We start from the raw sequence: 16,164 nt of genomic DNA, 5'->3' as shown, positions 1-16,164 counted from the left end.
CTTGACCTTCCTGGGCTACAAAGAACGCGCCGAGCCGAAAGCTGCGGCGATAAAACTCGGCCTCGGGATCGTGCCGGGCTCCGGCAAGAGTGCCTGTCGAATCAACGACACAGTTCGTCCCGCAAGACGTCCACCACACGTTCCTGCTGCTCGTCCGACATACCGACCCACAGCGGCAGTCGCAACAAGCGTTCCGAGAGGCTCACCGTGTTGTCCATGGCGCCATGGACACGGCCGTAACGCTGGCCAGCCGGCGATGAGTGCAGGGGCACGTAATGGAAGACCGAATTGATACCCTCTCGCTTGAGGCCATCGAGCACCGGTTGTCGCGGCACGTCTGCGGGAAGCAGCACGTAGTACATGTGCGCGTTGTGCTGGCAGTCGGCCGGCACGATAGGGCGGCGCAGTGCCCCGCTGGTTTCCAGCGGCGCCAGCAATTCGTGATACCGCTGCCAGATGGCCAGCCGCGACTGCGTGATGTGTTCGGCCTCTTCCAGCTGCGCCCAGAGAAACGCGGCAGTCACGTCCCCTGGAAGGAATGACGACCCGACTTCCTGCCAAGTGTATTTGTCGACCTCGCCGCGGAAGAAACGGCTACGGTCAGTGCCTTTTTCGCGGATGATTTCTGCGCGCGACACATACCCAGGATCATTGACGAGCAATGCGCCGCCCTCGCCCGAAATGACGTTCTTGGTCTCATGGAAGCTGAAGGCGCCGAAGTCCCCGATACTGCCCAGAGCCCGGCCCTTGTAAGCGGCCATGACCCCCTGCGCCGCATCCTCGACCACCTTCAGGTTGTGACGCTGGGCGATCTCCATGATCGTATCCATCTCGCAACTCACGCCCGCATAATGAACCGGCACGATTGCCTTGGTGCGCGGCGTGATGGCCGCCTCGATCAGCGTCTCATCCAGGTTCAGGGTATCCGGACGGATATCGACGAACACGGGCACGCCGCCGCGCAAAACGAAGGCATTGGCCGTGGAAACGAACGTGAACGAGGGCATGATGACTTCGTCGCCCGGCTCGATGTTCAGCAACAACGCGGACATTTCCAGCGCTGCCGTGCACGAGTGGGTCAGCAAGGCCTTGCTCGAACCGGTACGTTCGGTCAACCATTCATGGCACCGCTTGGTGAACGGGCCATCGCCGGCAAGGATATTGCCGAACTTGGCTTCAGCGATGTAATAAAGTTCTTTCCCCGTCATGTAGGGGCGATTGAACTGGATCTTTTTGTCTTCCGCCATTTGGGCCTTCGCACGCAGATTTTAGTCGGGTCGAACTAGACATAACGTCGTTATGCAAAGTGGGGTCATCCACTCTTTTTCCGGACGACAAGCAGCCTGGAAGCACCGACCGGAAAACTCACTCCCACCTTGATGAGCAAACACTCCAGCCACATCACGAAACCAAACAGCATATTGAGCGCCTTGGGTACCGCTAATTCGGCGGTCTCGCTCGTATCGCCCCGCTGTTGCTTCTTGGCGCCGCGTGAAATCATCATCGCCGGCAGCAGTAACGAGACGAACGATGTGCTGCGCACAACGGAAAACCCCGCCTCTTCCACCTTGCGATGCAGATCGGCGGCATCGTAGCGCCGCACGTGGCAGGAATATTCATCCACCTGGCTCCACAGCCACTGATGCTGGGGCACGGTCAACAGCATGATTCCCCCGGGCTTCAGGGCACGGTGCATCTGCTGGAGCACCACGGTATCCGCCTCGATGTGCTCGATGACATCGAACGCGCCAATCGCTTCGAACTCGTCGATGTAAGGGATATCGCGTGCATCCATCTGTACGAACTCCACGCCGGGCAAGCGAGAGGAGGCAAACTTCAGCCCGGTCGAGAACATCTCGCTGCCAAGCAACCTGGCCTTGGGAAACGCCACGGCGACCCGACTCAGAATGAAGCCGGTACCGCACCCGATTTCCAGAAATGAACGCATGCGCGGCCCATATTTCGTCAGCGCCCATGTAATCAACCTGCCGCGCGCCCGGAACCAGAAATGGCCGCTTTCAAGATGCGCGTAGGTCTCGTAGAAATCGGCCTTGAAGCCCTCCTGCTTGTCCTCGAGTTCTGGCGCAAACGCGGCAAAACCGTTCTTTCGAGCCACCTGATGTCCACACTGGGCACAAGTCCATTGCTCCGAGGCATACGGCGTCTCGCATTCAGAACAGATCTTCACGCCTGGTTCCCATGTGGTTGGTCATGACGAAAGACGAATAGCTTGAAGACGACGAACAAGAAACCTCCTACAACGAAAATGGCAGCGGCCTGGACCCACTGATGAGGATATCCCAGCTTGTCGACGAACACCGTCAGCAAGGCGAGGTTGAGCAAATAGCCGGCTGCGTGCGCTAGACCGAAGCGCCATGCCGTCCCCACGACGTTGCCGCGATGCTCGAACGCCCAGTTGCGGTTGCCCAGGAAGCTGATGCAGATGCCAATCACGTACAGGAAGCTCATGGCCAGCTTGAATGGGATGCCCAGCCACGTCAATGCAAGGTAGGCCGCATAACCGATGGCATTGCAGGCGACGCCGACGACTGCGTAACGGAGAATGGGTCTGATCACGGGCCGCCAGCGCTGCATTAGAATCACTCATCTCCCCAGACGGCAATCCCGAAACCCGTCTTGCCATAGCCGTTGCCGTTATAAAGCATGTAGCGTCGACCGGCATGATCGAAGACGAACGGGTAACAGATCATCTCCGAATCCCAACCCGATTCCGATACGTCGATTCCCACCTGCTCGTCGTGCCGCGTCCATTGCACACCATCGGACGAGGTCGCGTAGCGGATCCGGTAGGTGGGACAGTCTTTTGTGGCCCGGGAGCAGAACCACATCCGGTACATGTCCGCATCCTTGAGCACGCGCGGCACACCCAGGGCGTACTCGTGTTCGTCACGGAACCCGATGGCAACCGTGCCGTTGCGCTCCCACTCGATCCCGTCGGCGGACTCAGCATACTCGAGATGGTAGAAGTGCTTCGCTTCCGAAGGGCCTTGCTCCCATCGCACACAGGAGGTGAACCAGGCCCTGAATCGTCCGGCCTCGAACTGCACCTCAGGGGTGGCGACGAAGTGAGGAAGATCGCGGGTGCGGTCGATGACGGGGCCGCGGAACAGCCTCTCGAAGCGCTGGGTGGCCTCGTTCCATTCGGCCAGGCCGATGGAGTTGCGGATCTTCACCGTTACGCCCAGGTTGATCCCGGTGTAGTACAGCAGCTTGCGGCCACCGACGTTGACGATCGAATTGGGCAAGGCGCCACTGTCGTCGAAACATCCGAGGTCGCCCGGTTCGAGGACCGGATCCGGATGGACGCGCAAGACCTTGGTCGGGTCCCGCATGTCGATCTCGAGGAAGCCGCCGTGTCCGCGATTATTCTTGTCACGCGATGAGAAATAGATGCGATACAGGTCGCCGTTCACCTGCTCAGCAATGGGAATCATCGCGTGAGAATACAACCAATCGCTCTGCCCTTCTGCGCAGAATATCTTGCCTAGTTTTTTCCACATGGGATTTCTCACGCCAATGATGAGGGTCTTCAGATGTTCCTGACGCGGGTACTCGGTACGCGCGACCGTTCGGTGGCTTGTCCGACGTATACGCCTTCGGCAGCGGCATCTCCAAGAATCAGGGCGCCGGCGCCGATGATGCATTTCTCGCCGATGGTGACGTGATCGCGAAGGGTCGCGTTGACGCCGAGAAAACAGCTTTCCCCGATCGTCACACGGCCGGATACGACGATGTGCGAGGCCAGGAAACAGTGGTCCTCGATACGCGAATGGTGACCGACGTGATTGCCGCTCCACAGGGTCACGTTGTTGCCGATGCGCACGAAGGGCTGAACGGTATTGTCTTCCAGGATGAAGCAGTTCTCGCCGATGTCCTCTGTCAGCACCGAGGCTCGCGAACTGATGTAGCTGACCATTTCGTAGCCCAGCGCCTTGACTGCCAGATATTTTTCCTTGCGGATCTGGTTGAGCTTGGAATAGCCGAGCGCGACGAAAAAGACATACCGGTCTGGCGGGTAGATCTGGGCGACTTCATCGAATGCCACCACCGGAAATCCCATGAAGCTCTTGTCGGCCGGCATGTAGGCGGGATCGACGGCAAACGCCTCGACCTGATAGTCGGAGTCGTTGGAAAAATAATAGAGTGCGAGCTCGGCGGCGTCGGTGAGACCAAAAATAATGAGTTTTTTCATTCGATGCTCCGCGTCTCAGCCTGACGGTAGACGTTCCGGACGATAGTGTAGGGTCTCTGTTTGACTTCGGAGTATATCTTGGCGAGATAAATCCCGACCACGCCGACGAATGCGATGATCAGGCCGCCGAGCAGCCAGATCGAAGCCATCAGCGACGTATAGCCACTGGGTGGGTTCGCCAGGAGCAGCCAGTTGACGACGAGAAAGCTCGTGTAGGCGGCCGACAGCAGGAAGATCGCGCAGCCCACCACGAAGATTCCCACCAGCGGCGCACTGCTGAAGGCAGTAATCGAATTGACCAGTTGCGCCACTTTCTTTCCCAGTGTGTAGGTCGTCTCGTCACGACTGCGCTTGTCGATGGTCTGCGCACGCTGATCGAAGCCGGTGATCACCCACAGCCCCGCCATGAACAACTCGCGTTCGTCGTGCTGAATCAGCGCGTCCACATAGCGGCGCGACATCAGCCTGGCGACGACGATATTGTCGGGCATATCCAGCCCGCTGAGGAAACGGAAGAGCTTGTAGAACACCTGCCCGGTCCAGCGCTCGAAGTGCTTGCCTTTTCGCTGCTGCTGGACACCGTAGACCACATCGGCCTTTTCGCGCTCCATCTGCTCGCTGAACGAGAGCAACCATGCCGGATCTTCCTCCAGGTCGCTATCGAGCAGGAAGACACGTTCACCGCGGGCATGTCGCAGGCCCGTCATCATGGCCTTGTGGTGGCCGAAATTGCGCGAGAGATCGACGACCACCACGTGGTGATCGGCTTCGCTCAACTGGACGGCCAGCTCCAGGCTTGAATCGGGCGAGCCGTCGTTGACCAGTACGATCTCGTAATCGTCTCCGACCAATTGTTGTGCCGCCTGGCTTGCACGGAGATGGAACTCCTCGATGAACTTGGCCGAGCGGTAAAGCGTGGCGACGATGGACAGCTTCATGCTTTGACATGCCTCATGTAACGGCGCGCGTCTTTGCCGCAATTGAACAGCAGATCCAGGACGGTGACGCCATGGGTGAATTCCCCCCAGAGTTGCGGATACTCGGGGAAGCCGGCGTAATCGAACCATTGCAGCGCAATGCCGGCGTCGTCGAACAGCGGCGCCTCGATGTAGTCCTTTGCCGCCGGCCCCGACAGGTATTGCGTCGCACCGGCCTGCTGACAAAGGTCCACCAGGCGGGCGGTCCGGGTTTTGTCGCCGGCAGAGATATAGTCCCAGCAATTGGTAATGCGGGTTTCAATACCGATGTATCGGCAAATCGCTTCCATGAACTTGCGGTTCATCGACGACAGGCCCGTGTGGGTCTCCGCCAGATAGAGCGGCTCGAGCCACTGGGCGACCTCATCGAAGAAAGGCGCGCGCCGATAGTTGCTCTGCAGCGTTTTCCAGTGCTTGACCTGCCAGGCAGGGGCCAGCTCGACATCGCGAATGCGGCGACTGATGCCTTGCCCGACAGGCACGCTGAGCCACTGGACGCCTTGCGGCGTCTTGATCTGGTTGCGATTGCGCCAGTCGTTCTTGGTGAACTGCATGTCGTCGTAGAGGATGAACTCATCGACCGCAGCGATCATGTCGAAATAGCCCTTCCAGGGTATGTAGTTCGACTGAAGAATGGCGACGGTCTTCATGGCTGCTTGACGCTCGCGTCCCAGGCGCCCGGGAAGTAACACCCCTGGCATTTTGCCTGCGCGACCTGCTGGAGATGGAAGGAAATGCAGAACAACAGCGCCAGCGCCCAGAAACGCAACGCAACCGGTGAAGGTTTGAAGGCAAAATTCAGAACAATCGCGACGAAAACCGGTGCCATCAGCAGGTAGTCATACAGGTACGGATGAATGGCAACGGCCTGCGGCCACAGCAGGCTGGTCATCACGTATTGCGAAAAAAGCAGGAAGTAGAACATGCCGATGCCGGCCAACGGGGAGGTCCCCGTCGGTGCCGCAACGCCGGCAGGCTCACGCCGTTTGATCATGCGCAAACAGGCCAACTGGGCTACCAGGAACAGGATCGGCACGGCAATGGTCGCAAATGGCCGCGGGAACTGCGGAACAAGTACCGACTTCACGACGTTGGTGAAATAAGTGGTGTCGCCATCCAGGCCAGCGCGAAACAGCCAGCCGCTGTTGGACGAGGTGAAACCCAGTGCCTTCGATATCAGTGGGGACGGCAGATAGAAGGCAACTGCCGCAACGAGGGCCACCAATGCCAGGCGACACATCCGTCTGTCGAGACCGTCGCTGCGGCATGCCCAAACCATCAAGGCGAGGCCCAGCAACGCTGCCGAGATCGGAGAAAACACGGCAAACAACACGATCACTGTCATGACCGCTGCGGACCGTTCCGGATTTTTCCAGATCAAGAACGCAGCCAGCGCCTGAAACGCAAATATCAATGGGAATGTATTGTCGACGTTGAATCTGGCCGAAGAAATCCAGAATCCCGGCATCGACACCATGAATACGACCGATAACAGAATCAGCAGTCCCTGACCGAATGCCAGGCGCTTTTCCACCAGACGGGACAGAAAAAAGAACGTAACGCCTGCCAGCGAAATAATGTTCAGGAAAGCCCCTGTCACTCTCATCGGTAATGCCGACACATACATTTCCACTTTATAGAGGGCGTACATGTAGAACAGATAAGCCGTGGAGTGGTTGGAATACGCGATCTTTTTTGCGTAGTCCTCCATCGAATAGAAGACGAGGAAACCGTGCTGCGAAAAAGCGTGTTGCTCCCAGATGGGGAACGTGAAGTTTCTCAGGCGCTCGGGCGCCATCGCAATCTGGCTTGCCGCTTCCCGGAAGCCCAGTGAGTACACCACGCCGATGGTTATGACGACTGCCAGCAAGTATAAGCAGGAGAAAAGCTTATTATTTTTTATAAAGATCATCTTTTCTGATATTCGCAATACGCTTGGGATAATTGGTGCCAGTGCGGGAGGCCCAACGCGGCATTTGCTGCCAAACGAGGTAAGAATCGGGTAGCGATCGGGGGAATGGCCCGTAGTTATAGAGGATTACGGTCAGGCGGCAGCGCGATCATAATCTAGATGTACGGTCTGGTGAAGCGCTCCGCCTGGAGAATGGCGAATTGATTCATCGTACTTTTCCAGTCGTGGGCGGGTGTTGGCGAAGCTGCCAATGGTCTTTTCCTTGTTTCGTATACAACGGATTTTTCTGGTTTTAGTTATCTGGCGAATCATGGAAAAACGCCGGGACAAGCCGCTTGTTATCAGTAGTTCCAGGGGGCGATTCCTGGTGCCTGCCCCCTACAAAACAAAGCCCTCGTAGAAATACGAGGGCTTTGTTGTTTCTGTCGTCCGGAAAATCAGGCCTCAGTGACCTGCACTCTGCCCGCCATCCACGTGCAGGATTTCGCCAGTAACAAACTTGGCGCCGTCCAGATACACGACCGCCTGCGCAATATCGTCTATCTCGCCCATGTGCCCGACCGGGTGCAGATTGCCCAGTGCTTCATGGGTTTCTGCGCCGTGCATCGGGGTCTTGATGATGCCCGGGCTGACCGCGTTCACCCGGATTCCGCGCTTGGCGTATTCGATCGCCAGGGATTTGGTTGCTGCGTTAAGGCCGCCCTTGGTCAGCGAAGCCAAGACCGATGGCACACCGTCGATGGCGTGATCCACCAGGCTGGTGGTGATGTTGACGACGTGGCCGCTGCCTTGCTTTTCCATCTCGGCGATGGCGAGTTGAGTGATGTAGAAGAAGCCATTGACGTTCACCGACAACACATTGGCGTAGTCTTCTGCCGTGTATGCGGTGAACGGCTTGGCGATGAAGATCCCAGCGTTGTTGACCAGGGTATCGATGCGACCGAAACGGGACATCGTTTCACGGATGACGCGCCGGGCAGTTTCCGGCTCGCCGATGTCACCGGCCACGGTGAGAATGTCCGGATCGGTGGATGGCTTGATCGAGCGCGAAGTGGCGACGATCCGGTAACCGAGTTCACGAAAGGCTTTGACCATACCGTCGCCGAGACCTTGTGACGCGCCGGTGATTACGATGACTTTTTTCGAAATGCTCATGATGAAGACCTCTGACAATTAAAAGTGGGGTAGAAAATCTGTAATCAGGCGTCGGCCGGTGCCTTGGCCATTTCTCTCAACATCTGTTCGTAGTACTCGACCGATTGCGAGCCGGACACCAGGTGGCGACCGTTCAGCACCATGGCCGGCACCGAATTGATGCCGCGCTGCTGGTAGTACGCTTCAAGCTCCCGCACCTCAGCGGCGAACGCACCGGACGCCAGCACCCCTTGTGCAGCTGCACCGTCCAGCCCCGCTTCAGTCGCCAGACTCACCAGTGCCTGGTGATCGCTCGGGTTCTGGCCTTCACTGAAATAGCCCCGCAGCAGGACCTTCTTCAGCTCGACTTGCCGCCCTTCCTGCAACGCCCACAGCAACAAACGGTGTGCATCAAAGGTGTTGTAGAAGTGCGTGCGCTTCTCCAGATCGAATTTGAAGCCGATGGCCTCGCCGCGAGTGATCTGCATGGCCTTGCCGGCGGCGACGTCGGCGGCGGTTCTCCCGTACTTGCGCATCAGGTGCTCGACCGCTGGCTCACCTTCAGCCGGCATGTTCGGGTTCAATTCGAACGGCTTGTAGGTCAGCTCGACCGAGACTTCCCCGGCCACGTTCTCGATCGCCTGCTCCAGCGCCGTCGCCCCCAGCGCGCACCAGGGGCACACCACATCGGAAATGAAATCGATGGTGACGGAGGACGTCATGACTTGCCCTCCGCCTCGGCCAGTTGCTTGCGGTACTGGGTGGTGGTAATTCCGGCGTAACCCCAGTTATCGGTGTCGACTTCCTCGATCACGATGTGGGTCAGGTCAGGGCGCTTGTTGAGAACGCGTTCCAGGGTTTCAGTGATTTCGGCGATCACCTGAGCTTTCTGCTCAGTGGTAACGCCATCGCGGGTGATGCGTACAGTTACGAAAGGCATGAGGGCAACTCCAGTGACCTTCCCGTCGGGATGATGGGAGAGGCGTTGGAGATGAATGTATGGGGTTGGCGGGAGGGGATAAAGGTGGGGGCGGGAACTTCATTCGTTACGTGGTGTAATGATTACTGTAGGACTCTATGCCGTTTTTTCTGTCGTCCATTTGCTTACGTGTCGCAATTTTCCACTTTTTGCGACACGTCTTCGGGACATGTCGCTGCGGGCGACACGTTCGCGTTGAAGCGCGAATGCATTGTTAAGGCTTACCCTCCGCGATAGGGCTGACGCGGCTCTCATTCATTTCGCGAACAGACGCCAGCAAGTCCTTCTGAAACTGATTTGTTCGATATCCTCTAGCGCGAAACCAACTGCCTTCAGGTGACGATAGTCGGCGTTAGGAACCCCGTTGATGACCTGAATATCAGCGCCCGGGTGAGACCTCTTTTAAACGCAGCCTTATCGGTTGCTTTTTTATGCCCACAAAAAAGCCCCGATCCAGTCGGGGCTCTTTCTTTTCTCAGCCACTGATCAGGCCTCGATACCGCAACCACTCATCAAAAGATGTTAATCGGGTAATCCACAAACACACGCACTTCGTTGCCGCTCACGTTGTACTCGCTCGACTTCTGCGACACGCGCAGGACCGAGCTGCGCAGTTTCACGCTGAGGTCTTTGGCCGGGCCGCTCTGGACGACGTATTTGATCTGGTTGAAGATCTCGCGCTCGGTGCCGCCTTCGCTGGTGGAGGTGGTGATGTTGTCACCGCGTACGTAGGCGAAGTTGTAGCTCAGGCCCGGTACACCGAAGGTGCTGAAGTCCAGGCCGTAGCCCAGCTGCCAGCTGCGTTCGTCTTCGGCGTTGAAGTCGGACCAGTAGGAGTTCGCCAGGTAGATGGTGTTGCCACCGTCGCCGACGCGACCCTGGTCTTTCTGGTAGCCGCCGTAGGCGTAGCCCAGGTTGCTGTCACCGGTGCTGCGCTGGTGCGCGAGGGTGAACGAGTGCGGGCCGGTGATGAAGGTGGCCGCCAGGCTCCAGATTTTGTTGTCGTCGCCAGTGATACCGTTTTCGCGGACGTAGGAATCGTCCAGCTTGGTGCGGTAGCCGTTGAAGTCCAGGGTCAGGGACTGATCCTTGTCGACCGGGAACACGTAGTTGGCGTTCACGTATTGCTTCTTCAGCACGTCTTCGACGTCGGAAGCGTACAGCGCGGCCTTGAATTGTTCGGTGAACTGGTAGCTACCGCCCAATACGTTGATCGACTTCAAGCCACCGCTGTCACGGCCTTCAGCGCTTTTACGCGATTCGGCGGTGAAGCGACCGGCGTCCAGTTGCAGGCCTTTGATCTCCCTGGAGGTGATCAGGGTGCCGGTGTAGCTTTCCGGCAGCAGGCGCGAGTTGTCGTAGCTCAGCACCGGCAGGGCCGGCATCTGGTCGCCGTAGGTCAGGGTGGTGCTGGACAGGCGGAACTTGATCGCTGCGCCGCCCTTGGACAGGTCGTCAGCCGGCTGGCCGCTGTCGCCCTTTTTGAAGAAATCGATGCCTTGCGCGCCGCTACGGTCTTCGCTGCGCTCCAGGTTCAATGCGTACAGGCCGAAAGCGTCGACGCCCACACCCACGGTGCCCTGGGTGAAGCCGGACGAGAACGTGCCGATGGCCGCCTGGCCCCACTCGGATTTATCCGGGTTGCCGTCTTTGTAGTCACGGTTGATGTAGGCGTTGCGCAGCAGCACTTTGAGGTTGCTGTCTTCAACGAAACCCTTGGATTCGGCCTGGTCGTTCGCCATGGCCTGTGTAGCGCTCAACATCCCCAGAGCAATCAGGCTGATTCTCTTGTTCAACATTTTGTTTTTTTCCTTGATACGGTTGATACGCGCTGTGTCGAATGGCCGAAACGGCGCTATTGCGCTCTTATTTCAAGGCGAAAACAAAAAGGCCCGCCCACGATTTCTCGCGGCGGGCCTTTTATTGTTTTTGAGTCGTGGCGGTCGGCCACAGGCGTTGGGCCGAATCGTAGCCGCGCCTTTGACGATGTGTCAATTTCATGAATCTTCTAAAAACAGGCGAAAAACGTCTAAGAAACTGCTTTACGCGGCAGGAATATTCAATCGACGCAGCCTTCGAGACCACAGGCGGCTACGGTATTGGATGAGTGCTGCTCCGGCAGCGACTGACCCAGCCATTGCGCAAATGCCTGGGGTTTGCCCAGCCATGGCCCGATATCGATCAGGGTGAATTGGCCATTGTGTTCAAGCACCAGGGTCGGAAAACCCTGCCCGCCCACCTTGGCCAGCAAAGCCCGGCTGTCCTTGATATGGCCTTCGGTGTCGGCTGCCCCGAAGGCTCTTTCGAAGGCTTGAGGCTCCAACCCCATACCGTGGGCCAGTTCAAGCAGTACCGACTCGTCGGCGATGCGGCGCCCTTCCACGTAGTGAGCACTTTGCAAACGCTCCAACAACTCCAGCCCGCGACCTGCCATTTGCTCGGCCGCCAGCACCGCAGCGATGGGTGGAGCCGAATCGAACACGGCACTGTGATCTCGCAGCAAACCTTCGAAATAAGCTTCACCGAACGGCTGCCCGCTGTATTCGGCAATGCGCCGGTCATGGGGCATGACGTAACTGCGCAGTTGTGGCGAAACCTTTTGCCGATTGGCTCCTGTCATCATGCCGCCGCCGTGGGCAAGCACGGGCAGCACAGCCTGGGCGGCTTGCACCAGCGGTTTGGCGCCGTAGCACCAACCGCACAACGGGTCGTAGATGTAATGCAGGATCATGGGAAAGCTCCGATAGAAATTCAGGAAAATTCGATGTCGGCAGATTAGTGCCACAGCGGTTTCGGAAAAACGCCGGATCAGCTTTCAGTCTGTTGCTTGAATCGGTCGAATGACTGAACAAACCCTTTGTATCAACTCAGAAATAATTCGAAACAATCAAATGAGAAAAGCTCTCAATAAGCACTAACAACAGTAAATGACAAGCATTACTATTCGCGCCCTCCACATGCTTCAACCTAAAAATCCCACGGATGCGCTCTTCAATGCCAGCCCCTTTTCGCCTTGCGCCCTACAGCCTTGGGCTCTCTGCCTTGTTGTCTGCCGGTTTTTCCTTCGCTGCACCGACCACCTTGCCTGTCACATCGATCAGCGCCGAAGCTGAAGCCGACGACCCGCGCGTGACAGAAACCAACACGGCGACCCGGACCGCCACGCCGGTGCGCTACGTGCCACAAGCCATCGATTCGATCAAAACCTCGAACGTGATGGATTACGGCAGCAACGATCTGGGCACGGCGCTCAGTGGCATCCCCAACGTCAGCAGCGGCGCCGACACACGCTTCGACAGCCTGCGCATCCGCGGTTTCGACGCCAGCAACGATTTCTATCTCGATGGCATCCGCGACGACAGCCAGTACGTGCGCGACTTGCACAACATCGAACGCATCGACGTCCTGAAAGGCCCGGCCGCCGTGTTGTATGGCCGTGGCAGCCAGGGCGGGATCGTCAACCGGGTAAGCAAACTGCCCGAGTTCGGTCGCCGCTCGACCCTTGAAGCCCAGGGCGGTAGCGAGGACTTGCGCAGTCTGTATGCCGACCTCAGTACCGATCCTTCCGAAAACATCAGCCTGCGCCTGAACATGGGCAACATGGACGAGAACAGCTTTCGCGATGGCGTGAGTGGCAATCGCCAGCTGTTCGCCCCCTCGATGAGCTGGCAGCTGACACCCGACCTGAACTGGTTGGTGCAGTACGAATACAGCCGTTACAACCGCACGCCGGATCGTGGCATCCCCGGTGTAAACGGCCGCCCGGCCGACGTAGGACGCGATACCACCTACGGCAGTGAAAACGATTTCATCGACGACAAGGCGCAATCCCTGCGTTCGAAACTCACTTATGAACTGAGCGACAACTGGCAACTGCGCCAGACCCTGGGTGTGTTCAAGCTCGACAGCGATTTCGACAATACTTACTTGAGCGGCTATGTCCCGGCCAGCAACAAGGTCACGCGCCAGCACTGGCAGCAGGACCTGAATACCCGCAACGTCTACAACAACGTCGAGCTGGAAGGTGGCTTCGATACTTTCGGCCTGGAGCACCGCTTGCTCACCGGCATCGAGATCGGCAGCCAGCGCCGCGACCCGCTGCTGTACACCGCCGCCACTTCCGGGCCGGGCAGCTCCCCGGTGCCGGCGCTGGACCTGTACGCCCCCGACCGCAATTTGCGTCATACCGGGCGCATGGTGGTGTCGAGCAACACCCATACCGAGGTCGAGAGCCGTGCGGTGTATGTGCAGGATCAACTGCGCCTGAACGATCAATGGCAGTTGCTCGCCGGCCTGCGTTACGACACGTTCGATATCGAGTCGACCAACAAGGTGCGCAACATTTCCGAAGACAGTGATAGCCATAGCACCAGCCCTCGCGTTGGCGTGGTCTGGACGCCGCTGCAAAATCACTCCTTCTACGCGTCCTGGAGCAAGACGTTCTCGCCGGTCGGTGGTGGCTTGATCGGCATCACCCCGGGTGCGGCCGGTAACAGCAATGACCTGAGCCCCGAGCTGACCAGGCAGAAGGAAATCGGGGTCAAGAGTGACTGGCTCGATGATCGCCTGAGCACCACGCTGGCCATCTACGAGCTGGAGCTCTACAACCGCCGCACCAGCGATCCGAACAACCCGACCATTACCCTGCTCTCCGGGCTGCAACGTTCTCGCGGTATCGAGCTGACCGCTGCCGGCAGGATTACCGGCAACTGGTACGTGCGCGGTGGCGTGGGTCTGCAGGACGCAACCATCGAAAAGGACAACAATGGCCTGGAAGGCAAGCGCGTCAACAACGTGGCCAAGCACAACGGCAGCCTGTTCCTGACCTGGAAACCGGAAATGGGCTGGTATGCCGAAACCGGTTTGACCCTGGTTGGTGACCGCTATGCCGACAACCTCAACACCGTCGTGTTGCCGGGTTATGGCCGCTGGGACGCCTTGGCGGGCTTCCGTCAGAACGATTGGGATTTGCGCGCGGCGCTGAACAACATCAGCGACAAGACGTATTACTCATCGGCGACCAGTGCATTCCAGATCCAGCCTGGGGCACCGCGTAGCCTGGTGGTGACGGGTACCTACAGCTTCTAGACACCACAAAACCTGTGGGAGCGGGCTTGCCCGCGAAGGCGTCGTGTCAGCCAATGACAACGTTGCTGACACACCGCTTTCGCGAGCAAGCCCGCTCCCACAGGGTTCCGAGTGCTGAAAAAAAAGCGCTGCCATCCCGGCAGCGCTTTTTCTTGATCAATCCGTTGTTGTTCTTCTTATCCTTCCATTACATCCCACAACGCATCCAGTTCCGCTTCGCTGAATAAACCAGCAGGGTAACGCTCGATCATCGTCCGGCGCGGATCAGTTTCACTGATCTGACGCATTCCATTGGACTTGAACCACTGCGCCAGAATCTGGAGCGATTCGCTGTTTACGGCCAGGGGATGCAACGCCTTGTCGCTCACTACGTCCACTTCGGCGTTCATTTCAGCGCTCTCTCCCGGTTTGTGAGCGGCTAACTTATCCAAGGTTTATGACAGAACATCGAAGTTCTCCCCCTCCCCGAGTTACAACAACAGAGATACAAGAGCTGTGCCAAGGTGTCTGAAGTGTGGCCTCGCGGATACAAAAAAGCCCGCAACCCTGAAGGGCTGCGGGCTCTGCGAATTGCGGGAGGTTGATTTACAGGTTGAGAAATTTCGCAATCAACTCAAGATGTTACGACCTCACTCACTCCTTGTGTGGCGCGGGTTGCTGCTGGGTAAGGCAGTGAATATTGCCGCCCCCCAGTAACAGTTCACGACCAGGCACCATCACCACTTCATGCTGTGGGAACAGGTTCTGCAGGATTTCCTTTGCCGGGCCATCCTGCGGGTCGTCAAAGCATGGCGCGATGATGCCGCCGTTGACGATCAGGAAGTTCACGTAGGAACCGGCCAGACGCACAGTCGGGTTACGTTCCTGAGTACCATCTACCGGATCGACTCCGGCACATTCTTCCTCGGTCGCAAACAGCGGGCCCGGGATCGGCATTTTGTGCACCGTGAACGGGCGACCCTTGGCGTCGGTGCTGCTTTGCAGCACTTTCATCGCCGCCTGGCAGCGCGGGTAGTTCGGGTCCTGCGGATCATCGGTCCAGGCCAGCAGCACTTCACCCGGACGCACGTAGCAGCAGAAGTTATCCACATGGCCGTCGGTTTCGTCGTTGAACAAGCCATCCGGCAGCCAGATGATTTTATCCACAGCCAGGTTCGCACTCAGGACCGCTTCGATTTCTTCGCGGTTCATGTGCGGGTTGCGATTGCGGTTGAGCAAGCACTCTTCGGTGGTGATCAGCGTGCCTTCGCCGTCGACGTGAATCGAACCGCCTTCAAGTACGAAGCCTTCGGTGCGGTAACGCGGGCTGCGTTCGATCTCGAGGATCTTGCCGCCGACCTGCGAGTCACGGTTCCACGGCGAATACAGACCGCCGTCAAAACCGCCCCAGGCATTGAAGTCCCAGTTCACGCCACGGACTTCGCCACTGTTATTGATGACGAAAGTCGGACCTGAATCGCGAACCCAGGCGTCGTCACTGGACATTTCCACTACGCGAATATTCGGCATGTCCAGACGGGCACGGGCGTTTTCGTACTGGCCGGCGGAAACCGCCACGGTGACCGGCTCGAAACGGGCGATGGCCTTGGCCACGGCCACGTGCGCGGCCTGTGCCGGTTTGCCACCCAGGCGCCAGTTGTCCGGGCGCTCGGGCCAGATCATCCAGGTCTGGGTTTGGGGTGCCCATTCGGCTGGCATGTAGAAGCCGTCGGCGCGAGGGGTGCTGTTCAACGTGGTCATGACTCAGGACTCCGGAGTGGCGTTGATGCCTGACAGAAAAGAAAGCGCATGGATACACGCCGTGGACTGGCCACTTTATATCCGATAAATATCGGCTTTTAAAGCACTACCAATCCGTATC

16 protein-coding genes are annotated in these 16,164 nt (G+C 58.1%); 1 reads left to right on the top strand and 15 read right to left on the bottom strand.

The features are described from left to right. Positions 1-101: 101 nt before the first annotated feature. From rffA to KSS91_RS01945, 13 genes are all read right to left on the bottom strand, one after another. Positions 102-1,247, bottom strand: coding sequence for a dTDP-4-amino-4,6-dideoxygalactose transaminase (rffA, locus tag KSS91_RS02005; protein WP_217836908.1), 1,146 nt, complete (start codon positions 1,245-1,247; stop codon positions 102-104). A gap of 65 nt (positions 1,248-1,312) precedes the next feature. Continuing rightward, a complete protein-coding gene (locus tag KSS91_RS02000; RefSeq protein WP_225923718.1) occupies positions 1,313-2,116 on the bottom strand; it encodes a class I SAM-dependent methyltransferase in 804 nt (267 codons plus the stop codon). A gap of 68 nt (positions 2,117-2,184) precedes the next feature. Further along, positions 2,185-2,595, bottom strand: coding sequence for a GtrA family protein (locus KSS91_RS01995; RefSeq protein ID WP_217836907.1), 411 nt, complete (start codon positions 2,593-2,595; stop codon positions 2,185-2,187). 5 nt (positions 2,596-2,600) lie between these two features. Next, a complete protein-coding gene (locus KSS91_RS01990; RefSeq protein ID WP_217836906.1) occupies positions 2,601-3,521 on the bottom strand; it encodes a glycoside hydrolase family protein in 921 nt (306 codons plus the stop codon). Positions 3,522-3,550: 29 nt separating this feature from the next. Then, on the bottom strand, positions 3,551-4,213 hold the full coding sequence (locus KSS91_RS01985) for an acetyltransferase (protein WP_217836905.1): 663 nt from the start codon (positions 4,211-4,213) through the stop codon (positions 3,551-3,553). After that, positions 4,210-5,151 carry a glycosyltransferase family 2 protein gene (locus tag KSS91_RS01980; protein WP_217836904.1) on the bottom strand — a complete coding sequence of 314 codons (942 nt, stop codon included), beginning with the start codon at positions 5,149-5,151 and terminating at the stop codon, positions 4,210-4,212. Before KSS91_RS01980 ends, KSS91_RS01985 begins: the two co-directional genes overlap by 4 nt. After that, entirely contained in the window at positions 5,148-5,840 is a 693-nt protein-coding gene (locus KSS91_RS01975; RefSeq protein ID WP_217836903.1) for a WbqC family protein, read from the bottom strand. Before KSS91_RS01975 ends, KSS91_RS01980 begins: the two co-directional genes overlap by 4 nt. Further along, positions 5,837-7,060, bottom strand: a complete 1,224-nt coding sequence (locus KSS91_RS01970) for a hypothetical protein (RefSeq protein WP_217836902.1) — start codon at positions 7,058-7,060, stop codon at positions 5,837-5,839. The genes KSS91_RS01975 and KSS91_RS01970 overlap by 4 nt, the downstream gene beginning before the upstream one ends. 486 nt (positions 7,061-7,546) lie before the next feature. Next, positions 7,547-8,257, bottom strand: a complete 711-nt coding sequence (locus tag KSS91_RS01965) for an SDR family NAD(P)-dependent oxidoreductase (RefSeq protein ID WP_217836901.1) — start codon at positions 8,255-8,257, stop codon at positions 7,547-7,549. A 44-nt stretch (positions 8,258-8,301) separates the two neighbouring features. Then, positions 8,302-8,958 carry a DsbA family oxidoreductase gene (locus KSS91_RS01960; RefSeq protein WP_217836900.1) on the bottom strand — a complete coding sequence of 219 codons (657 nt, stop codon included), beginning with the start codon at positions 8,956-8,958 and terminating at the stop codon, positions 8,302-8,304. Beyond that, positions 8,955-9,176, bottom strand: a complete 222-nt coding sequence (locus KSS91_RS01955) for a tautomerase family protein (protein WP_007972813.1) — start codon at positions 9,174-9,176, stop codon at positions 8,955-8,957. Before KSS91_RS01955 ends, KSS91_RS01960 begins: the two co-directional genes overlap by 4 nt. 551 nt (positions 9,177-9,727) lie before the next feature. Further along, a complete protein-coding gene (locus tag KSS91_RS01950; protein WP_217836899.1) occupies positions 9,728-11,014 on the bottom strand; it encodes an OprD family porin in 1,287 nt (428 codons plus the stop codon). 260 nt (positions 11,015-11,274) lie between these two features. After that, positions 11,275-11,946 (bottom strand): DsbA family protein, encoded by a 672-nt coding sequence (locus tag KSS91_RS01945; RefSeq protein WP_217836898.1) that lies wholly within the window; start codon positions 11,944-11,946, stop codon positions 11,275-11,277. Between the two features lie 263 nt (positions 11,947-12,209). On the opposite strand from KSS91_RS01945, the gene KSS91_RS01940 reads away from it, so the two are divergent. Continuing rightward, the gene (locus tag KSS91_RS01940; protein ID WP_217836897.1) at positions 12,210-14,303 is read left to right on the top strand and encodes a TonB-dependent receptor; all 2,094 of its coding nucleotides are present in this window, start codon (positions 12,210-12,212) and stop codon (positions 14,301-14,303) included. A 176-nt stretch (positions 14,304-14,479) separates the two neighbouring features. Here KSS91_RS01940 and KSS91_RS01935 read toward each other — a convergent pair whose 3' ends face one another. Then, positions 14,480-14,692 carry a hypothetical protein gene (locus KSS91_RS01935; RefSeq protein ID WP_217836896.1) on the bottom strand — a complete coding sequence of 71 codons (213 nt, stop codon included), beginning with the start codon at positions 14,690-14,692 and terminating at the stop codon, positions 14,480-14,482. A gap of 244 nt (positions 14,693-14,936) precedes the next feature. Next, the gene (gene aguA, locus KSS91_RS01930; RefSeq protein WP_015093047.1) at positions 14,937-16,043 is read right to left on the bottom strand and encodes an agmatine deiminase; all 1,107 of its coding nucleotides are present in this window, start codon (positions 16,041-16,043) and stop codon (positions 14,937-14,939) included. Positions 16,044-16,164: the final 121 nt, after the last annotated feature.

This window comes from Pseudomonas azerbaijanorientalis, from assembly GCF_019139795.1.
In the GTDB taxonomy this organism is placed as follows: Bacteria; Pseudomonadota; Gammaproteobacteria; order Pseudomonadales; family Pseudomonadaceae; genus Aquipseudomonas; species Aquipseudomonas laurylsulfatiphila.
Note: the sequence above shows the minus strand (reverse complement) of the source record. Positions and strands in the feature narration are given on the sequence as shown.